The organism is Streptomyces sp. NPDC059740 (assembly GCF_042733155.1).
GTDB lineage: Bacteria > Actinomycetota > Actinomycetes > Streptomycetales > Streptomycetaceae > Streptomyces.
On record NZ_JBHWGP010000003.1, the window covers coordinates 54,981 to 73,773 of the forward strand.

Consider the following 18,793-nt stretch of genomic DNA (forward strand, 5'->3'; position numbering starts at 1 on the left):
GGCGGGCGCGTGCCACGGCGTGCGGCCTCCCGGCCTCGCCGGAGCCGGTCAGGCGCTGAGCCGGGCGAGCGCCTCCTCGACGGTCAGCTCCTCGCGCTCGCCGGTGCGGCGGTCCTTCAGCTCCAGGACGCGCTCGGCCGTGCGGCGGCCCGCGACGAGGATCTTGGGGACGCCGATGAGCTCGGCGTCGGTGAACTTCACACCCGGCGAGACCCCGGCGCGGTCGTCGACCATGACGCGCAGGCCGGCCTCGGCGAGCAGGTCGGCCACCTCCAGGGCCAGTTCGGTCTGGGCGGCCTTGCCCGCGGCGACGACGTGGACGTCGGCGGGTGCGACCTCGGCCGGCCAGCACAGGCCCGACGCGTCGTGCGTCTGCTCGGCGATGGCGGCCACCGCGCGGGAGACGCCGATGCCGTAGGAGCCCATGGTGACGCGGACCGGCTTGCCGTTCTGGCCCAGCACGTCCAGCTCGAAGGCGTCGGCGTACTTGCGGCCGAGCTGGAAGATGTGGCCGATCTCGATGGCGCGGTCGATGCGCAGCCCGGTGCCGCACTCGGGGCAGGGGTCGCCCGCCTCCACCACGACCACGTCGAGGTACTCGTCGACCTCGAAGTCGCGGCCGGCGACGACGTTGCGGGCGTGCTTGCCCTCCTTGTTGGCGCCGGTGATCCAGGCCGTGCCGGGCGCCACCCGGGGGTCGGCGATGTAGCGGAACGCCTTGCCGGCCATGCCCTGCGGGCCGATGTAGCCGCGGACCAGTTCGGGGCGGCCGGTGAAGTCCTCGGCGGTGACGACCTCGACGACGGCGGGCGCGAGGTGCTCGCCGAGCTTGTCGAGGTCCACCTCGCGGTTGCCGGGAACGGCGACCGCGACGATCTCACCGTCGACCTTGACCAGCAGGTTCTTCAGGGTGGCGGAGGCTTCGACGCCGAGGTGGGCGGCGAGGGTCTCGATGGTGGGGGTGTCGGGGGTGTCCAGTTCCTCGACGGGCCCGTGGCCGCTGCCGTCGACCGGCTCGATCCTCGCGGTGACGGCTTCGGTGTTGGCCGCGTACTCGCAGGAGGGGCAGTAGACGAAGGTGTCCTCGCCGGCGGCGGCCGGGGCGAGGAACTCCTCGGAGGCGGAGCCGCCCATGGCGCCGGAGACGGCCGAGACGATGCGGTAGTCCATGCCCAGGCGGCGGAAGATCTCCTGGTAGGCCTGGCGGTGCAGGCGGTAGGCCTCGGCCAGCCCCTCGTCGGAGGTGTCGAAGCTGTAGGAGTCCTTCATGGTGAACTCGCGGCCGCGCAGGACGCCGGAGCGCGGACGGGCCTCGTCACGGTACTTGGTCTGGATCTGGTAGAGCATGACCGGCAGGTCCTTGTAGGACGTGCACTGGTCCTTGACCGTGAGGGTGAAGATCTCCTCGTGGGTCGGGCCGAGGAGGTAGTCGGAGCCCTTGCGGTCCTTGAGGCGGAACAGCAGGTCGCCGTACTCCTCCCAGCGGCCGGACTGCTCGTAGGGCTCCTTGGGGAGCAGCGCGGGCAGGAGGACCTCCTGGGCGCCGATGGCGTTCATCTCCTCGCGCACGACGCGGGTGACGTTCTCCAGGACCTTCATGCCGAGCGGCAGCCAGGTCCAGATGCCCGCGGAGGTGCGGCGGACGTACCCGGCGCGCACGAGCAGCTTGTGGCTGGCGGTCTCGGCGTCGGCCGGGTCGTCGCGCAGCGTCTTGAGCATCAAACGGGACATGCGCTGGACCTGCGCGGCGTGGGCCATGGGGCTCTTCTCCTGCTGAGGAACGGTGACTGGCCCGAGGTTAGCCCTCCCGGTCGTGCACACGGAAATGGGTCCGCTCTCCCGGCCCGGGGAGAGCCTCAGCGCACGAGCGGCAGCGGGGCCCCCATGACGGCGTAGGGCCGCGGCGCGCTGGGGAACAGGACGCGCCGGGCGAGGTCGCGGTAGCCCAGGGCGTGGTAGAGGTCGCGGGCCGGGCTGTCGGTGTCGATGGCCGACAGGATGCTGCGGGGCTGGGACGCCTCGTCGGTGAGCCGGGTGATCAGGGCCCGGCCCAGGCCCCGGCGCTGGTAGCGGGGGTGGACGTGGAGTTCGGTGATGACGAAGGAGTCGTCGAGCCAGCCGTCGGCCTCACGGCGGCGCAGGTAGGGCTCGACCACCGTGGACCACCAGTGGCTGCGGTCGTTGGGCATGCCGTAGACGAACCCGACCAGCCGGCCCTCGGAGGTGGTGGCGCCCAGTGCGCGGGCGCCGGGGCTCTCCAGGTGCCGCAGCACGATGTGGCGGCGGACCCGGATCTCCTCGTCGTCGAGCCCGAACGCCACCGCCTGGACCGCCAGGGCGTCGTCGATCCGGGCGGCGAGGTCCAGCGGGGCGACCGCGACGTCTTCCATGGGCGCCGAGCGTAGCGCCTCGCGGGGCCGGGGTGGGGGTGGCGGGGTGGCCCGGTGGTCTCCTAGCGTCCTCGTATGGAGCGGACACCGGGGACGGGGCGGCGGCGGGTGGGCGTGGTCGCCTCCTTCGACTTCACCAGGCAGGCGGAGGCAGCCCGTTGGCTGCCGCCGGAGCTGGAGTGGTCGCTGACGCTGACCGACGAGGTGCCCTACCGGGACAACGCGGAGCTGGCGCGGCGGCTGAGCGATCCGGCACTGCTGGCGGCCCCGGCCCGGCGGCTGGTGGCGGCGGGGGCGGAGGCCGTGGCGTACCTGTGCGCGGTGGGCGGCTTCGCGCGGGGCCCGGCCGGGGAGGCAGCGGTGGTCGCGGCGCTGCACGGTGCGGGGGCGGCGCGGGCGGTGACCACGACGGGCGCCGTGACCGCCGCGCTGCGCCGGCTCGGGGCCCGCCGGATCGCGGTGGTCCACCCGTACCAGGAGCCGGTGGGCGACTGGCTGCGGGCGTACCTGGCGGCGGCCGGCTTCGAGGTGGTCTCGCTGACCCCGCTGGGGGCGGCGTCGGTGGAGGCGGTCTACGGGGCGACGCAGGCGCAGGTGGTGGCGGCGGTGCGCGCCGGTGACCGGCCCGAGGCCGACGCGGTGTTCGTGAGCTGCTCGGCACTGCCCACCTACGAGGTGGTGGGGCCGCTGGAGGAGCTGCTGGGCAAGCCGGTGGTCACCGCCAACCAGGCGACGATGTGGGCGCTGGCGGGGCAGGTCGGCGTCCGTGCGGTCGGCGGGGGACGGCTGCTGGAGCCGGCCGCCCCGGGGGCCGCGCAGCAGGGCGGGGTGACCTCCAGGTGAGTGGGACGCGCCGCTCGGGCCGTTCTAGAACAGCACGCTCATGAAGGCGCCGGTCTCCTCGAAGCCGACGGCGCGGTAGGCGGCGCGGGCCGGGGTGTTGTAGTCGTTGACGTAGAGGCTGACGACCGGGGAGACGTCCGCCAGCGCGTAGCGGACCACGGCTGCCATGCCGGCCTTCGACAGTCCCTTGCCTCGGTACTCGGGGTCGACCCACACCCCCTGGATCTGGCAGGCCCGGGGGGTGGCGGCGCCGATCTCGGCCTTGAAGACCACGCGGCCGCCCTCGATGCGGGCGAAGGACCGGCCCGCGCCGACGAGTTCGGCGACGCGGGCCTGGTAGAGGAGGCCGCCGTCCCCGGCGAGCGGCGAGACGCCGACCTCCTCGGTGAACATGGCCACGCAGGCGGGCATGATGACGTCCATCTCGTCCTTGCGGACGCGGCGCACCGCGGGGTCGGGGGCGACGGTCGCGGAGGGCTCGGAGGTGACCATCAGGGGCTGCGGGGCGCGCACCTCGCGGGCCGGGCCCCAGCTGGGCTCCAGCAGGGCCCACAGCTCGGCGGTGGGTTCGGCGGGCCCGACGATGGAGGAGCAGCGACGGCCCTGGCGCAGGGCGCGTTCGGCGAAGCCGCGGACGGCTTCGGGGGTGGCGTCCACGGGCACCAGGTTGGCTCCGGCGTAGCACAGTGAGCGCAGTCGTCCGTCGACGTAGAAGCCCCACATCTCGCCGCCGAGCCGCCACGGGTCGAGGCCGGCGACCTGGACGCGGGCGGTCACGAACGCGTTGGCCACCGGGTCACGGTGCAGGACCGCCAGCGCGTCGTCGAGTTCCCCCGGCTCAAGGACTCGGGTGGTCGTGGTCGTCAGCACGAGTGGACGGGCCTCATCGTTACGGGCCCGGGCGGCGCCCGGGCGGGGGCGGGACGTGACGATTCTTCGAAGGGTACCTCTCGTGGTTCCGGTACCCGCTCGCGCCGTCGGGATGGCTCCCGGTACCGGGGCGGGCACGCCCGAGCCCTCCCGCCGGGGTGGGGCGGGAGGGCTCGGGCTCAGCGGTGTGGCCGCGGGGGTCAGCCGGCGACGGCGACCTGGGGCTCGCCGGAGGTGATGCCCTCGGCCTCCATCTCGGCCGCGATCTTCTGGGCCTCCTCGATGAGGGTCTCCACGATCTTGGACTCGGGGACGGTCTTGATGACCTCGCCCTTCACGAAGATCTGGCCCTTGCCGTTGCCGGAGGCGACGCCGAGGTCGGCCTCGCGGGCCTCGCCGGGGCCGTTGACGACGCAGCCCATGACGGCGACGCGCAGCGGCACCTCCATGCCCTCCAGGCCGGCGGTGACCTGGTCGGCGAGCTTGTAGACGTCGACCTGGGCACGGCCGCAGGAGGGGCAGGAGACGATCTCCAGGCGGCGCTGGCGCAGGCCGAGGGACTCCAGGATCTGGATGCCGACCTTGACCTCCTCGGCCGGCGGCGCGGAGAGGGAGACCCGGATGGTGTCGCCGATGCCCTCGCTGAGCAGGGCGCCGAAGGCGACGGCCGACTTGATGGTGCCCTGGAAGGCGGGGCCGGCCTCGGTGACGCCGAGGTGGAGGGGGTAGTCGCACTTCTGGGCCAGCAGCCGGTAGGCGTTGACCATCACGACCGGGTCGTTGTGCTTGACCGAGATCTTGATGTCGCGGAAGCCGTGCTCCTCGAAGAGCGAGCACTCCCACAGCGCGGACTCCACCAGCGCCTCGGGGGTGGCCTTGCCGTACTTCTCCAGCAGGCGCCGGTCCAGGGAGCCGGCGTTGACGCCGATGCGGATGGGGACGCCGGCGGCGGAGGCGGCCTTGGCGATCTCCTTGACCTTGTCGTCGAACTGCTTGATGTTGCCGGGGTTGACGCGCACCGCGGCGCAGCCTGCGTCGATCGCGGCGAAGACGTACTTCGGCTGGAAGTGGATGTCCGCGATGACCGGGATCTGCGACTTCCTGGCGATGACGGGCAGGGCGTCGGCGTCGTCCTGGGTGGGGCAGGCCACCCGGACGATCTGGCAGCCGGAGGCGGTCAGCTCGGCGATCTGCTGGAGCGTTGCGCCGATGTCGGACGTCCGCGTCGTGGTCATCGACTGGACGGAGACGGGCGCGTCACCGCCCACGGCGACCGGCCCCACCTGGATCTTGCGACTGACGCGGCGGTCGGCGAGCTTGGCCGGAACGTCCGGCATTCCCAACGAAATGGCAGTCATCTGGCGAGCAACCCCAAGTTGTGGATCTAGGTCCCGAGATCGGCGGGCTCCGGCATTCGAGACTACGGCACGGGGTGGCCGGAACTCACACCCCGTCCCGGGCGGCCCACGGGCGGGTGACGGCCGACCGGGTAAACCCGGACCGCCCGGCGCCCCGTGGCGTGCGGGGGCGCCGGGTGCCCCCGCACGCCGGTCAGCCGGTCAGCTTGACCGGGTTGACCACGTCGGCCACCAGGACCAGCAGCGTGAAGCAGACGAAGACGCCGGCCACGACGTAGGCGACGGGCATGAGCTTCGCCACGTCGAACGGTCCCGGGTCGGGGCGGCGGAAGACCCGGGCGAGGTTGCGGCGCAGCGCCTCCCACAGGGCGCCGGCGATGTGCCCGCCGTCCAGTGGCAGCAGCGGCAGCATGTTGAAGAGGAACAGCGAGAGGTTGAAGCCGGCGACCAGGAACAGCATGGTGGCCACGCGCTGCACCGGCGGGATGTGCAGGGAGAAGACCTCGCCGCCGACGCGGGCCGCGCCCACGACGCCCATGGGCGAGTCGGGCTTGCGCTCGCCGCCGTTGAAGGCGGCGTTCCACAGGTCGGGGATCTTCTCGGGCAGGTCGACGATGGACTGCACGCCCTGCTCCACCATGCCGGTCATGCGGTCCACGGACTGGCCGAAGGACTGCCGCACGACGCCGCTGGCCGGGGTGAACCCGAGGAAGCCGGCGGTGACGTACTTGCCGTCGACGTAGTTGCCGTGGCCGTCGGTCTTGGCGACCTTGTTGCGGATGAGGTCGGCGTGCAGGGTGCGGCTGTGGCCGTCGCGCTCGACGGTGATCGTGGCCGGGCCGGTGGTGTCGCGGATCCGGCTCTGGAGGGTGCCCCAGTCGGGCACCTTCCTGCCGTCGAAGGCGGTGATCCGGTCCCCGGGGCGCAGCCCTGCGGCCTTGGCCGGGGAGTCCGGGGCATCGGCGGGGCACTTGTCGGTCTTGGCGCTCGCGGCGATGACGCAGTCGGAGACGGTGCTGACCTGGGTGGTCTGGGTGTTGATGCCGAAGCCCATGAGGACGCCCATGAACACCACGACCGCGAGGATCAGGTTCATGAAGGGCCCGGCGAACATGACGATGACCCGCTTCCAGGGGGCGCGGGTGTAGAAGAGCCGCTTCTCGTCGCCGGGCTGGAGCTCCTCGAAGGCGGCGGAGCGGGCGTCCTCGATCATGCCGCGCCAGGGCGAGGTCGAGCGGGCCTGGAGCTTGCCGTCGTCACCGGGCGGGAACATGCCGATCATGCGGATGTAGCCGCCGAGCGGGACGGCCTTGACGCCGTACTCGGTGTCGCCCTTCTTGCGGGAGAAGATCGTCGGTCCGAAGCCGACCATGTACTGCGGCACCCGGATGCCGAACATCTTGGCGGTCGAGAGGTGGCCGAGCTCGTGCCAGGCGATGGAGAAGAGCAGCCCCACCACGAAGACGACTATGCCGAGGACGGTCATCAGGGTCGTCATACGCGGGCCTCCGTGACGTGGGCGGCCGCCGCGGCGGCCAGTTCGCGGGCGCGGGCGCGCGCCCAGGTCTCCGCCTCCAGTACGTCCGGGACCGTGAGAGTGGTTCCCGGAGCGGGCGTGCCGTGTTCGGCCACGACCTCGGCGACGGTGTCGACGATGCCGTTGAACGGGAGCTTCCCCGCCAGGAACGCCTCGACGCACTCCTCGTTGGCGGCGTTGAAGACGGCGGGGGCGGTGCCGCCGAGCGCGCCGACGTGGCAGGCCAGCGGGACGGAGGGGAAGGCCTCCTCGTCCAGGGGGGCGAACTCCCAGGTCTGGGCCTTGGACCAGTCGACGGCCGGGGCGGCGTCCGGCACCCGGTCGGGCCAGCCGATGCCCAGCGCGATGGCCATCCGCATGTCGGGCGGGCTGGCCTGGGCGAGGGTGGAGCCGTCGGTGAACTCCACCATCGAGTGAACGTAGGACTGCGGGTGGACGACGACCTCGATCTGCTCGAAGGGCACGTCGTAGAGCAGGTGGGCCTCGATGACCTCCAGGCCCTTGTTGACCAGGGTGGCCGAGTTCACCGTGATGACGGGGCCCATGGCCCAGGTCGGGTGGGCGAGGGCCTGCTCGGGGGTGACGCTCTCCAGCTCCTGCCGGGTGCGCCCGCGGAAGGGGCCGCCGGAGGCGGTGACGACCAGCTTGCGGACGTCGCGGCGGGCGCCGCCGGCCAGGCCCTGGAAGAGGGCGGAGTGCTCGGAGTCGACGGGGACGATCTGGCCGGGGACGGCCGTCGCCTTCACCAGCGGCCCGCCCACGATGAGGGACTCCTTGTTGGCGAGCGCCAGGGCGCGGCCGGCTTCGAGGGCGGCCAGCGTCGGCGCCAGACCGATGGAGCCGGTGATGCCGTTGAGGACGGTGTGGCAGGGGGAGGCCGCGAGCTCGGTGGCGGCGTCGGGGCCGGCCAGGATCTCGGGCAGCGGCTCGCCCGGCTGGTAGTGGGAGGAGAGGGCCTCGCGCAGCGCCGGGACGACGTCCTCGTGCGCCACCGCGACGGTGCGCACCCGCAGCCGGTGGGCCTGCTCGGCCAGCAGCGCCACCCGGCCGCCGGCCGCGGACAGGCCGGTGACCTGGAAGCGGTCGGGGTGGCGCAGCACCAGGTCGATGGCCTGGGTGCCGATGGAACCGGTGGATCCGAGGATCACCAGGGTGCGGGGGCCCTGCGACGCGCCGGGGACGGCGGCCGGCGTGTAGCGCAGCTTCGGGTGGGCGAGGGAGTCCGTCATGGCGTCCATTGTGGCGTGTGACGGAGGCGGCGGGACGACAAGGGGTGAGGCGTCACCCGTCCGCGTCGCGCCGGGGCCCGGGCCGGCGCCGCCGCACCACGCGGTGGCGGTGGTGGGCGGCGGTCCGGGGCGGCGCGGGAGGCGACTCAGCCGATCGTGCGGTGGACGTTCTCCTTGAGGCTGGGCCCCGGCGTGGCGTCGGCGATCCAGGGGCCCTCGCCGCTGGGGTCGACGACACCGTCCTCCAGCCACTCGTAGGCGCCGGCCAGCACCCCGGTGACGACCTTGCGGTCGAGGTCGTCGGTGTTGGTCCACAGCCGGCCGAAGAGCTCCTCGACGCGGATGCGGGCCTGGCGGCAGAAGGCGTCGGCGAGCTGGTGGGCCTCGCGGCCGTTGTCACCCGCGGTGCGCAGGTGCTCGGCGCGCACGCACGCGGCGCTCATGGCGAACAGCTCCGCCCCGATGTCGACGACGCGGCCGAGGAAGCCCTGTTTGGTCTCCATCCGGCCCTGCCAGCGCGACATGGCGTAGAAGGTGGAGCGGGCCAGCTTGCGGGCGGTGCGTTCGACGTAGCGCAGGTGCGGGGCGAGCCGGCCGAACTCGTGGTAGCCGGTGGGGAGCGCACCGGGCCCGGCGACCAGTTGCGGCAGCCAGCGGGCGTAGAAGGCGCCGGCCTTCGCGGCGGCGCGGCCCTTGTCGCCGAGCGACTTGTCGGGGTCGATGAGGTCGCCGGCGGCGGAGAGGTGGGCGTCGACGGCCTCACGGGCGATGAGGAGGTGCATGATCTCCGTCGAGCCCTCGAAGATGCGGTTGATGCGCATGTCGCGCAGCATCTGCTCGGCGGGGACGGCCCGCTCCCCGCGGGCGGCGAGGGAGTCGGCCGTCTCGAATCCGCGGCCGCCGCGGATCTGCACCAGCTCGTCGGCCATCAGGTAGCCCATCTCGGAGCCGTAGAGCTTGGCGAGGGCGGCTTCGATGCGGATGTCGTTGCGGTCCTCGTCGGCCATCTGGGAGGCGAGGTCGACGACGGCCTCCAGGGCGAAGGTGGTGGCCGCGATGAAGGAGATCTTGGAGCCGACCGCCTCGTGCCTGGCGACGGGCCGGCCCCACTGCTCGCGCACCCCCGACCACTCGCGGGCGATCTTCAGGCACCACTTGCCGGAGCCGACGCACATGGCGGGCAGCGAGAGCCGGCCGGTGTTGAGGGTGGTCAGCGCGATCTTCAGGCCGGCGCCCTCGGGCCCGATGCGGTTGGCGGCGGGGACGCGGACCCGGTGGAAGCGGGTGACGCCGTTCTCGATGCCGCGCAGCCCCATGAAGGCGTTGCGGTTCTCCACGGTGATGCCCTCGGCGTCGGCCTCGACGACGAAGGCGCTGATGCCGCCCTTGTGGCCCTCGGCCTCGGGCACCCGGGCCATGACGACCAGCAGGTCGGCGACGACGCCGTTGGTGGTCCACAGCTTCACGCCGTCCAGCAGGTAGTCCTCGCCGTCGGGGGTGGCGGTGGTGGCCAGCCGGGCGGGGTCGGAGCCGACGTCGGGTTCGGTGAGGAGGAAGGCGGAGATGTCGGTGGTGGCGCAGCGCGGCAGGAAGGTGTCGCGCTGTTCCTGGCTGCCGAACATCTTCAGCGGCTGCGGCACGCCGATGGACTGGTGGGCGGAGAGCAGCGCGCCGATGGCTGGGCTGGCCGAACCTGCGAGGGCCAGCGCCCGGTTGTAGTAGACCTGGGTGAGGCCGAGACCGCCGTACTTCCGGTCGATCTTCATGCCGAGGGCGCCGAGTTCCTTCAGGCCCCGCACGGTCTCGTCGGGGATGCGGCCCTCGCGGTCGATGCGTGCGCCGTCCACCTCGTTCTCGCAGAAGGCGCGGAGCTTGGCGAGGAAGGCCTCGCCGCGCCGGGCGTCCTCCTGGTCGGGGGTGGGGTGGGGGTGGATCAGGTCGAGCCGGAAGCGGCCGAGGAAGAGCTCCTTGGCGAAGCTCGGTTTGTGCCAGTGCTGCTCGCGGGCGTCCTCGGCGACCTGCCGCGCCTCGCGCTCGGAGACGTTGCGGGTGCCGCCGGGCTCCCGTGCGGTCCTCGGGCCGGTCGGGCCGGATGGGGTGGTTGGTGTGGAGGGAGCGGTCATCGTCCTTCACCTCGCCGCCAGGCTTCTCGCGCCATGCCGCGGTCCGGGGCGCCGCGGCGGGCGGGCGCGGTGCGCGTGGCTCGCCGGGTGGCCACCGGTCCGTGGCCTTACGGGTTTGACTCGTCCAGACGAAGGAGTCCCTACCCCGTCGATCGGCGGGCGCACCTGCCGGTTGCGCCAGTCGGCGGCCGGTGGTGCCGGCGCCGGGCGGGCTGCCCGGCGCCGGCGCCGCGCGGCGGGTGCGGCGGCGGTCCTCAGCGGCGGAGGAGTGCGGTGACCGGGATGCGCTGGAAGGTGACCGTCGAGTAGGCGCTGAAGTCGCCGGTCTCGTAGAGGAGGCCGACGGTGTCCGCGTCGACGCGGACCAGGTCGGAGTAGGCGGCGGGCAGGCCGGAGGCGGTGAAGGCCGGGCGCCAGGTGAGTCCTGCGTCCTCGCTGGCGCGGACCGTCATCAGGGCGCGGTCCTCGGGGTCGGCGGGGCCGGAGAAGAGCAGCACCTCGGGGTCGGTGAGCGCGAGCACGCTGCCCTGGCAGATCGGCGTGACGAGGCCGGCCTGCGGGCGGAAGGGCTTGACCAGGCTCTCCCCGCCGTCCTCGGAGTAGGCGTCGGCGCGGTGGCCGGGCGAGGTCGCGTCGTTGCGGGTGTTGAGGTAGAGGCGGCCGTCGGGCAGTTCGGTGCCGGTGGACTCGTTGACGTTGACGTAGCCGTCGGGGTTCTCGTCGAGGTAGCCCAGGCGCCAGGTCTCGCCGCCGTCGTCGCTGAGGATGGAGTTGCCGCTGTTGTACTTGCCCTCGTTGCCCTTGTCGGTGCCGGTGGGCGGGGTGGTGTGGTTGCAGGGGACGACGATGCGGCCGGCGTGCGGGCCGTGGCGCAGGAGGACGCCGTGGCCGGGGGTGGTGGCGTACCAGCGCCAGTCCGGCTTCTTGACGTCGGCGGTGATCTCGCGGGCGGACGACCAGGTCAGGCCGTCGTCGTCGCTGTGCTGCACCCAGACGCGGCGGGTCTCCTCGGCGCTCACCTGGCCGAGGAGGATCTTCTGCTCGGTGGCGGTGGCGGCGTTGTGCGTGGTGACCAGGACGATCCGGCCGTTGTCGAGGACCACGGGGGCGGGGTTGCCGGCGGTTCCCTGGCCGGGTTCCTCGCAGACCACCTGGAGCGGTTGCCAGGTGAGGCCACCGTCGGTGGAGCGCCGCAGGACGGTGTCGATGTGCCCGGTGTCGGAGCCGGAGTCGTGCCGGCCCTCCGCGAAGGCGAGGACGGTGCCCTGCCGCGAGGTGACGACGGCGGGGATGCGGTAGGTGTCGTAGCCCTCCTGGCCCTTGCGGAAGGGGACGGAGGCGGTGGGTGCGGGGTGGCGGTGGGCCGCGGTGGTCAACGGACTGCTCCTCACGGTCGGTGCGGCGTCGCGGTGGCGGCGCCGGGGGCGACGTCCCGTGGTGGCGGCGTCGTGACGGTACGGGAGTGCTGAAGCAGGACTTACGGGGTGAAAGACGCTGAAGGTACGTCCGGGGTTCACGTGACGGAGTGGCGGTCGGGTGAACTCCGGGAGGCGTGTGGGGGACGCCGGGGGCAGGGGCCGCGGGAGGCGGGTGGCGTCCGTCCGGGGCCGGCGGGTCAGGCGGCCCGGAATGCCTCGTTGCACGCCTTCTGCAAGGCCACGTCCGCCCACATGGGGTGGTGGGGCGCGGCGTTGGAGCAGACGACGGTGCCCCAGGCGCCGGTGCGGGCGGCCTCCGCGACGGCCAGGCGGCACAGCGCGGCTCCGGCGGGTCCCTCCTCGAAGGTGCCGTGCAGCGGGGTGTAGCCGACCCAGCCCTCGCCCAGGACGAGGGGGACGCCGGTCTCGGCCGCCCGGTCCGCGGCGGCGGCGATCCAGGTGCGCAGCCGTTCCTCCATCAGGGGGCGGTGCAGCGCGTAGCGGTCGTACAGCCAGGCGTCGAAGCGTTCCGGGTCGCACCAGTCGTGGAGGTAGAGCTCGCGCTGCCCGACGGTGGTGGCGGCCAGCTTCCACCGGTCGGCGGGCGGCAGGGTCCACTCCGCCAGGTCGGGGGCGCCGGCGCGGAGCAGCTCGCGGCGGACGGCCTGCTGCGGGAAGGGGCGGTCGCGGTTGCGGACGGCGAAGGTCTCGTTGAGTTCGCCCAGGACGCCGTAGACGTAGGGGTGGAAGACGAGGACGTCGGCGGTGCGGGGCACCCCGCGCAGCGCGCCGAGCGGCACTCCGGCGTAGTCGAGGGCCACCAGGTGGTCGGGGTGGCGCTTCTTGAACGCCTCGATGCCGCGTTCGAGCCGGGGACGCAGGGCCACCACCCGCCGGGTGCGGTCGGGGTCGAGCCCCTCGGCCAGCAGGCTGCCCTGTGCCTCGTTGTGGAGTTCGGCGCAGACCACGCGGTCGGCCAGGCCGTGTGCGGCGAGGAAGTCGACGAGGTCGGCCAGGGCCTCGGCGAGGGCTTCGGCGCGCCGCTCGGGCTCGACCCGGCGCAGCGCGTCCCACCAGGCCGGGTCGGTGGCGAAGCTCGGGCTCTGCTGGTACTCCCAGCTGGAGAGGACGACGAAGCAGTCGTGCCGCCGCGCCGCCTCGAACAGCTGGAGCAGGCGGGCGCGGGCGTCGATGGTGGTGCCGGCCCGCACGTCGTACCAGCGGGTCCGCTGTCCCAGGCCGCCGCCGAGGGGGCCCAGGCGTAGCGCGGTGGTGTCCAGTCCGGAGCCGAAGAGCAGGTAGGGCATGGCGCAGACCCGGACGGTGTTGTAGCCGCGCTCGACGGCCTCGGCGAAGGCGCGGTCGAGGTCGGCGAAGGGTTCGCCGGGGCCGGTGCGGGTGTACCAGGTGAAGTCCCAGAGGGTGAGGGTCAGCCGGGCCGGGAGGTGGGCGGGCGGTGCGGTGGGCACGGGGCCTCCTTGGGGCGGCGGGCGGCGGGCGCGCTGGGGCGGTCAGCTCTTGACGGCGCCCGCGGTGAGGCCGGAGAGCAGTTGCCGCCGCAGCAGGAAGAAGACCAGCAGGCTGGGCAGGGCGGCGAGGACCGCTCCGGCGAGGACGAGGTCGTAACTGCGGCCCTCGGCGCCGAACAGCGCCTGGAGGCCGAGGGGCACGGTGTAGCGGTGGGGGTCGCTCACCACGATCAGTGGCCACAGGAAGCTGTTGTAGCTGGTGAGGAAGGACCACACGCCGAGCGCGCCGAGCGCGGGCCGCAGCAGCGGCACCACGACGCGCCGGAAGAGGGTGAACTCGGTGCAGCCGTCGACCCGGGCGGCGTCCAGCAGTGCGTCGGGAATCGCCTGTTCGGTGAACTGCCGCATCATGAAGATGCCGAACGCGGGGGTCATCCAGGGGACGACGAGGGCGAACCAGGGTGCGGTGAGGTGGGCCTTGGCGAGCATGAGGAAGAGCGGCACCACGATGACGGTGAGCGGCACCGCCATGGAACTGAACATGACCTGGAAGAGCGCGTTGCGGCCGCGGAAGCGGTACTTGGCGAAGGCGAACCCGGCCAGCGAGCAGAGGCCGACGGCGAGCACGGTGGCCGCTGCCGCCACCACGGTGCTGGTCAGCAGCCAGCTCCAGAAGGGCTGTTCGCTCAGCAGGGAGCGGTAGTTGGCCAGCGTCCCCGGGTGGGGCAGCAGCTGGGGCGGGTAGCTGAAGATGTCGCTGCGGGCCTTGAAGGAGGAGCTGACGGCCCACAGCATCGGCAGGACGAAGACGAGCAGGAGCAGCAGGAGGGCGGCGTGGAGCAGCAGCCGCCCGGGGCCGCGGCGCGGCGCGGCGCCGGCCTTGCCGCGGACGGCGGACGCGTGCTCGCTCATCGCTCCCGCCCCACTCCCATGATGCGGTTGGCGAGCTGCCCGAGCACCAGGACGGCGGCGAAGAGCAGCACGCCGGCGGCGGACGCGTAGCCCAGCTGCTGGCGCTGGAAGCCCGCGCGGTAGAGGAACATCGCGACCGAGTAGGTGGACTCGCCGGGCCCGCCCTGGGTGAGCAGGAACGGTTCGTCGAAGATCTGCGCGGTGTGCACGAGGACGGTGACGGCGACGAACGCGGTGACCGGTCGCAGCACCGGCAGGGTGACACAGACGAAGGTGCGCACCCGTCCGGCGCCGTCGAGCTCGGCGGCCTCGTACAGGTCGCGGGGCACGTTCTGCAGGCCGGCGAGGAAGAAGACCGTGAGGTAGCCGGTCCACCGCCACAGCACGAGGACGATGACGGCGGCCTGGGCCCACCAGGGGTCGGTGAGCCAGCTGGTGCCGCCGAAGCCGAAGAGCGCCCTCAGGACGGTGTTGAGCAGTCCGTACTCGCCGTCGAAGACGAGGCCGAAGACGAGCGAGACGATGATCGGGGAGATGACCACGGGCAGGAAGAAGGCGAGCCGGAACATGTCGCGGCCGCGCAGCCCCCGGGCGTTGAGCGCCTGCGCGATCAGCAGGGCCGCGGGGATGATGACCAGGAGGGTCACCACGGTGTAGACGGCGGTGTTGCCGACCGCGTTCCACCAGCTGGAGTCGGTGAGCAGGTCGGCGTAGTTGCGCAGCCCGACCCAGTGGGTGGGCCCGAGGCCGGCCCACTCGGTGCAGCTGAGGTAGAGCGCGAAACCGATGGGGACGATCATGAAGAGGGCGTAGACGACGTAGAACGGCGAGACGAAGACGTAGGGCGCCAGGTCGCGCTGGTGCCGCGACCACCAGGAGCGGTGGGGCCGCCGCTCGTGGTCGGGGGCGTCGGCCCGGGGTGCGGCGGGCACCGGCCCGGCGGGCACCTGGGTGTTCATCGCTTCACCTGCTCCCGGTAGTCGTCGAGGCCCGCTCTCAACGCCGCGGCCGGCTCAGCACGGCCCAGGACGGCGTCCAGGACGTGGCCGCCCAGGACGTCGGTGAGGATGCGGGTGTCGGGCGACTGGTAGTAGGCGGGCAGGTCGGCGGCGGCCTGTGCGTAGACGTCGAAGACGCGCTGGCCGCCGAGGTAGGCGTCCTGCACGCCGGTGAAGGCGGGGTCGCGGTAGAGGGACCGGAGGGTCGGCAGGTAACCGCCGGTGCGGTAGCGCAGGATCTGGCCCGCGCGGGTGAGGTAGACGCGGCGCAGCAGCTCCAGCGCCGCCTGACTGCCGGGTTTGTCCTTGACCACGCAGAAGGCGGTGCCGCCCCAGGTGGAGGCGGTGTGCCCGCCGGCCGCGAACCGGGGCAGCAGCCGCAGCCGCCACTTTCCCTTCTGTTCGGGGCAGTTGGCCTGGAGGCCGTACTGGTTGTACCAGTTGGGCATGGCAGTGCCGATGAGCCGGCCGGACTTCAGGGCGGCGGCGCAGGCACTGCCGTAGGGGTCGATGAGGGGCACGAGGAAGCCGCTCCTGACCCCGTCCCGCAGGAAGGTGAGGGTCTGCACGGCCTCGGGCGAGTCCAGGCGCAGTCGGGCGTGTTCGTCGAAGACCTGGCCGCCGCGTTGCAGGAGGAACTGGAAGAAGGTGAAGCAGGCGTTGGACGTGTTGCCGGTGGAGACCATGCCGAGGTACTGGCCGGTCCTGCGGTGCAGCCCGGCGCCGGCTTCGGCCAGTTCCTCCCAGGTGTCCAGGTCGTGCGGGATGCCGTGCCGGGCGAACTCGTCGTGGCGGTAGTAGTAGACGCTGACCGAGTTGTCCGACTCCAGGCAGTAGGGCGTGCCGGCGATGCTGTACGAGGGGAGTTTGAGCAGGTCGGCGTGGTGCGGGGCGACGGTGGCGGTGAGGTCGGTGAAGAGCCGGCCGGCGAGGTCGTCGCGCATGACGCGGGGGAACTGGTCGACGACCATGCCGACCAGGTCGGGGGTGTCGCCGTCGGCGATGGCCTGGGCGACGAGCCGGGTGACCAGGTCGGTGGGGTTGGACTGGGTGACGTTCAGCGTGTACCGGAAGCGGGAGCCCTGCATCAGCGCGGGCCGGCGGAGGGCGGCCTGGAAGGTCTTGGAGTAGCCGGGGTCGTGGGTCCAGAAGCGGAGGGCGGCCTTCCCTGAACTGAGGGGCGGGGCGGTGTCTCTGCCGCAGGCGGCCAGCGCGGGTGCGGCGGCCAGCCCCAGTCCGGTGAGGCCGAGGACGCGCAGTGCCTCTCGCCGGGACGGGCCCGGATGGTGTGGTCTCAACGCGAAGTACCCCCTCTCGGGGGGAGGTTGGCGGTCCGGGTGCGTCCCGGTCCGTTTGCTCGCCGCTCATGGTGGGGCGGGCTCTTCGCCGCGTCAATGACTCTTCATAAATTAGGTGCAGAAGGTTACGGTGCTGACGGATCCGTGCCGGTCGGGCGAGCGGGGGCGCGTGAACGCCACGGCGTCCGGGCGGTGTCGGGCCGGGGCGCGGGCCTGGTGCGGTGTGCCGACCGGGAACGGTGGCCGGCGGCCTCGCGGCGGCGCCGCGGTCCCCCGTCCCCTCCGGCCCGGCGCCGAGCCGGCCGGACGAAACAGCGAGGAGGCGCCACCGCCATGGCGTCCTACCGAGGTCGAGGAACCCACGGCCAGACCGTGGAAGTGCTGGGAGCCCGCATCGTCGCGGGCCGGATACCGGAGGGAGGGACGCTCGACATCGGCGGCCTCGGCGCGGAGCTGGACATCAGCCTGACCGCGCTGCGCGAGGCGCTGAAGGTGCTCGCGGGCAAGGGCCTGGTGGACGCGCGGCAGCGGCGCGGCACCTTCGTGCGTGAGCGCGCCGCCTGGAACCTGCTGGACTCCGACGTCATCCGCTGGCAGTCCGAGGCGGGCGGCGACGCCGCCTTCGTCCGGGACCTGACGGAGATGCGGGCCGTGGTGGAACCGGCCGCGGCCCGGTACGCGGCACTGCGGCGCACCGCGGCCGATCTCACGGCGCTGGAGGCGGCACTGGCCGCCATGGCCGCGGACGGCGAGGACGCCGCCGCGGCGGCCACCGCCGACGTCGCCTTCCACCGGGCGCTGCTGGCCGCCTCCGGCAACGCGCTGCTGATGCGGCTGGACATGTTCCTGGAGCCCGGGCTCTTCCTGCGGGACCTCCTGGTCCACCGTGCGGGCTCGGCGGACGACCCCGTTCCCGGCCACGCCGATCTGGTGGCGGCGGTGCGCGCGGGCGACCCGGACACCGCCGAGACGCTGATGCGGGGGCTGCTGGAGAAGGCCGCGGCGGACGTGCGGCGGTTGCAGGGGCCGTCGGTGGCGGGGCCGGACGGGGCCGGGTCGCGGGAGGTGTGAGACCCGGCGCGGCGGCGGGCCCGGCGTGCGGTGGTGCCGCTGTCCCCGTCTCGTGCGCCCCGGTGAGAGGGGCGGGAGCCGCAGGACGCAGGGCCCGCCGCGGCCGGTCGGTCGCGGCGGGCCCTGCGGGTGGTGGCGTGCGGGCGGTGGCGTGCGCCTACTTCTTGAAGCCGTAGTCCATGAGCTTCTTGGCGTCCGCGGTGCGGCTCGCGACCGAGGAGGAGGCCAGGACGGTGCCGATGACGGTCCTGCCCTTGCGGGTGGCCGCGAAGACCAGGCAGTACTTGGCCTCGGGGCCGGAACCGGTCTTGACGCCGATGGTTCCCGAGTAACTGCCCAGCAGCGTGTTGGTGTTGGTCCACGACATGTAGCGGTAGCCGCCGCTCTTCGTGGTGACCTTCTGCTTGGTGGACCGGGTGGCCACGACCTGGCGGAAGGTGGAGTACTTCATCGCGTTGCCCGCGAGCTTGGTGAGGTCGCGCGGCGTGGAGTAGTTGGAGCCGTTCCCTATCCCGTCGAACGAGTCGAAGTGGGTGTTCTTCAGCCCGAGGGACTTGGCGGTGGAGTTCATCTTGCCGATGAAGGACTTGACCCGTGCCGCCCGGGTGGAGCCGGTGCCGTACTTGTCGGCGAGCGCGTAGGCGGCGTCGCAGCCCGAGGGCAGCATCAGGCCGTAGAGCAGCTGGCGGACGGTGATCCGGTCGCCGACGATCAGGTGGGCCGAGGACGCCGTCTTGGAGACGATGTAGTCGCTGTAGGCCTTCTGGACGGTGACCTTCGCGTTCAGGTCGAGGTTCTTCTGCGCCAGGACGACCCGCGCCGTCATGATCTTGGTCGTGGAACCGGTCGACCGGCGGGTGTCGGCTGCCTTGGTGTAGAGGCTCGCCCCCGTGCCGTTGTTCATCACGTAGCCGCCCTTGGCGACGATTGTGGGCGCCTTGAGCGTGGCCGCCTGGGCCGGGGCGGCGGCGAACGCTCCCGCCGCCGCGACCGCCCCCGCGGTGACGAGCACCGCGGAGGTGCGGCGCATCCCCCTCATGCCGGTTTTCACAGTGAGTTCTCCATGTGGCCTTCCGTGCGACCGCATACGCGTGCCGCTGACACGTCAGACGCACGGGGGCCCGCTCATGGATGCACGCCCGCCGGGACGGAATCCGGTGGGCCTGCTCACATCTCGCACACGCAGCCGCCCGGCGATCAGGTGGCCGATAAGGGGTCCTTGCAAGATGAGCGTCCGATGAGGTCGCGTGGTCTGGTGCCGTGCATCGCAAGGCGCC

15 protein-coding genes are annotated in these 18,793 nt (G+C 72.8%); 2 read left to right on the forward strand and 13 right to left on the reverse strand.

Going from position 1 to position 18,793, the window contains the following annotated elements:
• Positions 1-48 precede the first annotated feature (48 nt).
• Both ACFV3R_RS04935 and ACFV3R_RS04940 read right to left on the reverse strand, forming a co-directional pair.
• On the reverse strand, positions 49-1,758 hold the full coding sequence (locus tag ACFV3R_RS04935; protein ID WP_385575641.1) for a proline--tRNA ligase: 1,710 nt from the start codon (positions 1,756-1,758) through the stop codon (positions 49-51).
• Between the two features lie 98 nt (positions 1,759-1,856).
• Complete coding sequence (locus tag ACFV3R_RS04940) at positions 1,857-2,390, reverse strand: GNAT family N-acetyltransferase (RefSeq protein WP_385575644.1); 534 nt, start codon at positions 2,388-2,390, stop codon at positions 1,857-1,859.
• A gap of 75 nt (positions 2,391-2,465) precedes the next feature.
• On the opposite strand from ACFV3R_RS04940, the gene ACFV3R_RS04945 reads away from it, so the two are divergent.
• Positions 2,466-3,233 carry an Asp/Glu racemase gene (locus tag ACFV3R_RS04945; protein ID WP_385575647.1) on the forward strand — a complete coding sequence of 256 codons (768 nt, stop codon included), beginning with the start codon at positions 2,466-2,468 and terminating at the stop codon, positions 3,231-3,233.
• A 24-nt stretch (positions 3,234-3,257) separates the two neighbouring features.
• Here ACFV3R_RS04945 and ACFV3R_RS04950 read toward each other — a convergent pair whose 3' ends face one another.
• The 10 genes from ACFV3R_RS04950 to ACFV3R_RS04995 all read right to left on the reverse strand — a co-directional run bounded on the left by ACFV3R_RS04950 (position 3,258) and on the right by ACFV3R_RS04995 (position 16,445).
• Complete coding sequence (locus ACFV3R_RS04950; protein ID WP_385575650.1) at positions 3,258-4,103, reverse strand: GNAT family N-acetyltransferase; 846 nt, start codon at positions 4,101-4,103, stop codon at positions 3,258-3,260.
• Positions 4,104-4,303: 200 nt separating this feature from the next.
• A complete protein-coding gene (gene ispG / locus ACFV3R_RS04955) occupies positions 4,304-5,461 on the reverse strand; it encodes a flavodoxin-dependent (E)-4-hydroxy-3-methylbut-2-enyl-diphosphate synthase (RefSeq protein ID WP_385575652.1) in 1,158 nt (385 codons plus the stop codon).
• Positions 5,462-5,654: 193 nt separating this feature from the next.
• On the reverse strand, positions 5,655-6,959 hold the full coding sequence (locus ACFV3R_RS04960) for a M50 family metallopeptidase (RefSeq protein WP_385575655.1): 1,305 nt from the start codon (positions 6,957-6,959) through the stop codon (positions 5,655-5,657).
• The gene (dxr, locus tag ACFV3R_RS04965) at positions 6,956-8,227 is read right to left on the reverse strand and encodes a 1-deoxy-D-xylulose-5-phosphate reductoisomerase (protein ID WP_385575658.1); all 1,272 of its coding nucleotides are present in this window, start codon (positions 8,225-8,227) and stop codon (positions 6,956-6,958) included. The genes ACFV3R_RS04960 and dxr overlap by 4 nt, the downstream gene beginning before the upstream one ends.
• A gap of 146 nt (positions 8,228-8,373) precedes the next feature.
• Positions 8,374-10,350, reverse strand: a complete 1,977-nt coding sequence (locus ACFV3R_RS04970; protein ID WP_385575660.1) for an acyl-CoA dehydrogenase family protein — start codon at positions 10,348-10,350, stop codon at positions 8,374-8,376.
• Positions 10,351-10,604: 254 nt separating this feature from the next.
• Positions 10,605-11,726, reverse strand: a complete 1,122-nt coding sequence (locus tag ACFV3R_RS04975) for an exo-alpha-sialidase (RefSeq protein WP_385575663.1) — start codon at positions 11,724-11,726, stop codon at positions 10,605-10,607.
• 239 nt (positions 11,727-11,965) lie between these two features.
• Positions 11,966-13,237, reverse strand: coding sequence for a cellulase-like family protein (locus tag ACFV3R_RS04980; protein ID WP_385575666.1), 1,272 nt, complete (start codon positions 13,235-13,237; stop codon positions 11,966-11,968).
• Positions 13,238-13,279: 42 nt separating this feature from the next.
• A complete protein-coding gene (locus ACFV3R_RS04985) occupies positions 13,280-14,149 on the reverse strand; it encodes a carbohydrate ABC transporter permease (protein WP_385575669.1) in 870 nt (289 codons plus the stop codon).
• Complete coding sequence (locus ACFV3R_RS04990; protein WP_385575672.1) at positions 14,146-15,108, reverse strand: carbohydrate ABC transporter permease; 963 nt, start codon at positions 15,106-15,108, stop codon at positions 14,146-14,148. The genes ACFV3R_RS04985 and ACFV3R_RS04990 overlap by 4 nt, the downstream gene beginning before the upstream one ends.
• On the reverse strand, positions 15,105-16,445 hold the full coding sequence (locus ACFV3R_RS04995; protein WP_385575675.1) for an ABC transporter substrate-binding protein: 1,341 nt from the start codon (positions 16,443-16,445) through the stop codon (positions 15,105-15,107). The genes ACFV3R_RS04990 and ACFV3R_RS04995 overlap by 4 nt, the downstream gene beginning before the upstream one ends.
• A 333-nt stretch (positions 16,446-16,778) precedes the next feature.
• Between ACFV3R_RS04995 and ACFV3R_RS05000 the strand changes: the two genes are divergently transcribed.
• Positions 16,779-17,516 carry a FadR/GntR family transcriptional regulator gene (locus ACFV3R_RS05000; protein WP_385575678.1) on the forward strand — a complete coding sequence of 246 codons (738 nt, stop codon included), beginning with the start codon at positions 16,779-16,781 and terminating at the stop codon, positions 17,514-17,516.
• A gap of 157 nt (positions 17,517-17,673) precedes the next feature.
• Here the strand turns inward: ACFV3R_RS05000 and ACFV3R_RS05005 are convergent, their stop codons facing one another.
• A complete protein-coding gene (locus tag ACFV3R_RS05005; RefSeq protein ID WP_385575681.1) occupies positions 17,674-18,546 on the reverse strand; it encodes a D-alanyl-D-alanine carboxypeptidase family protein in 873 nt (290 codons plus the stop codon).
• Positions 18,547-18,793 lie beyond the last annotated feature (247 nt).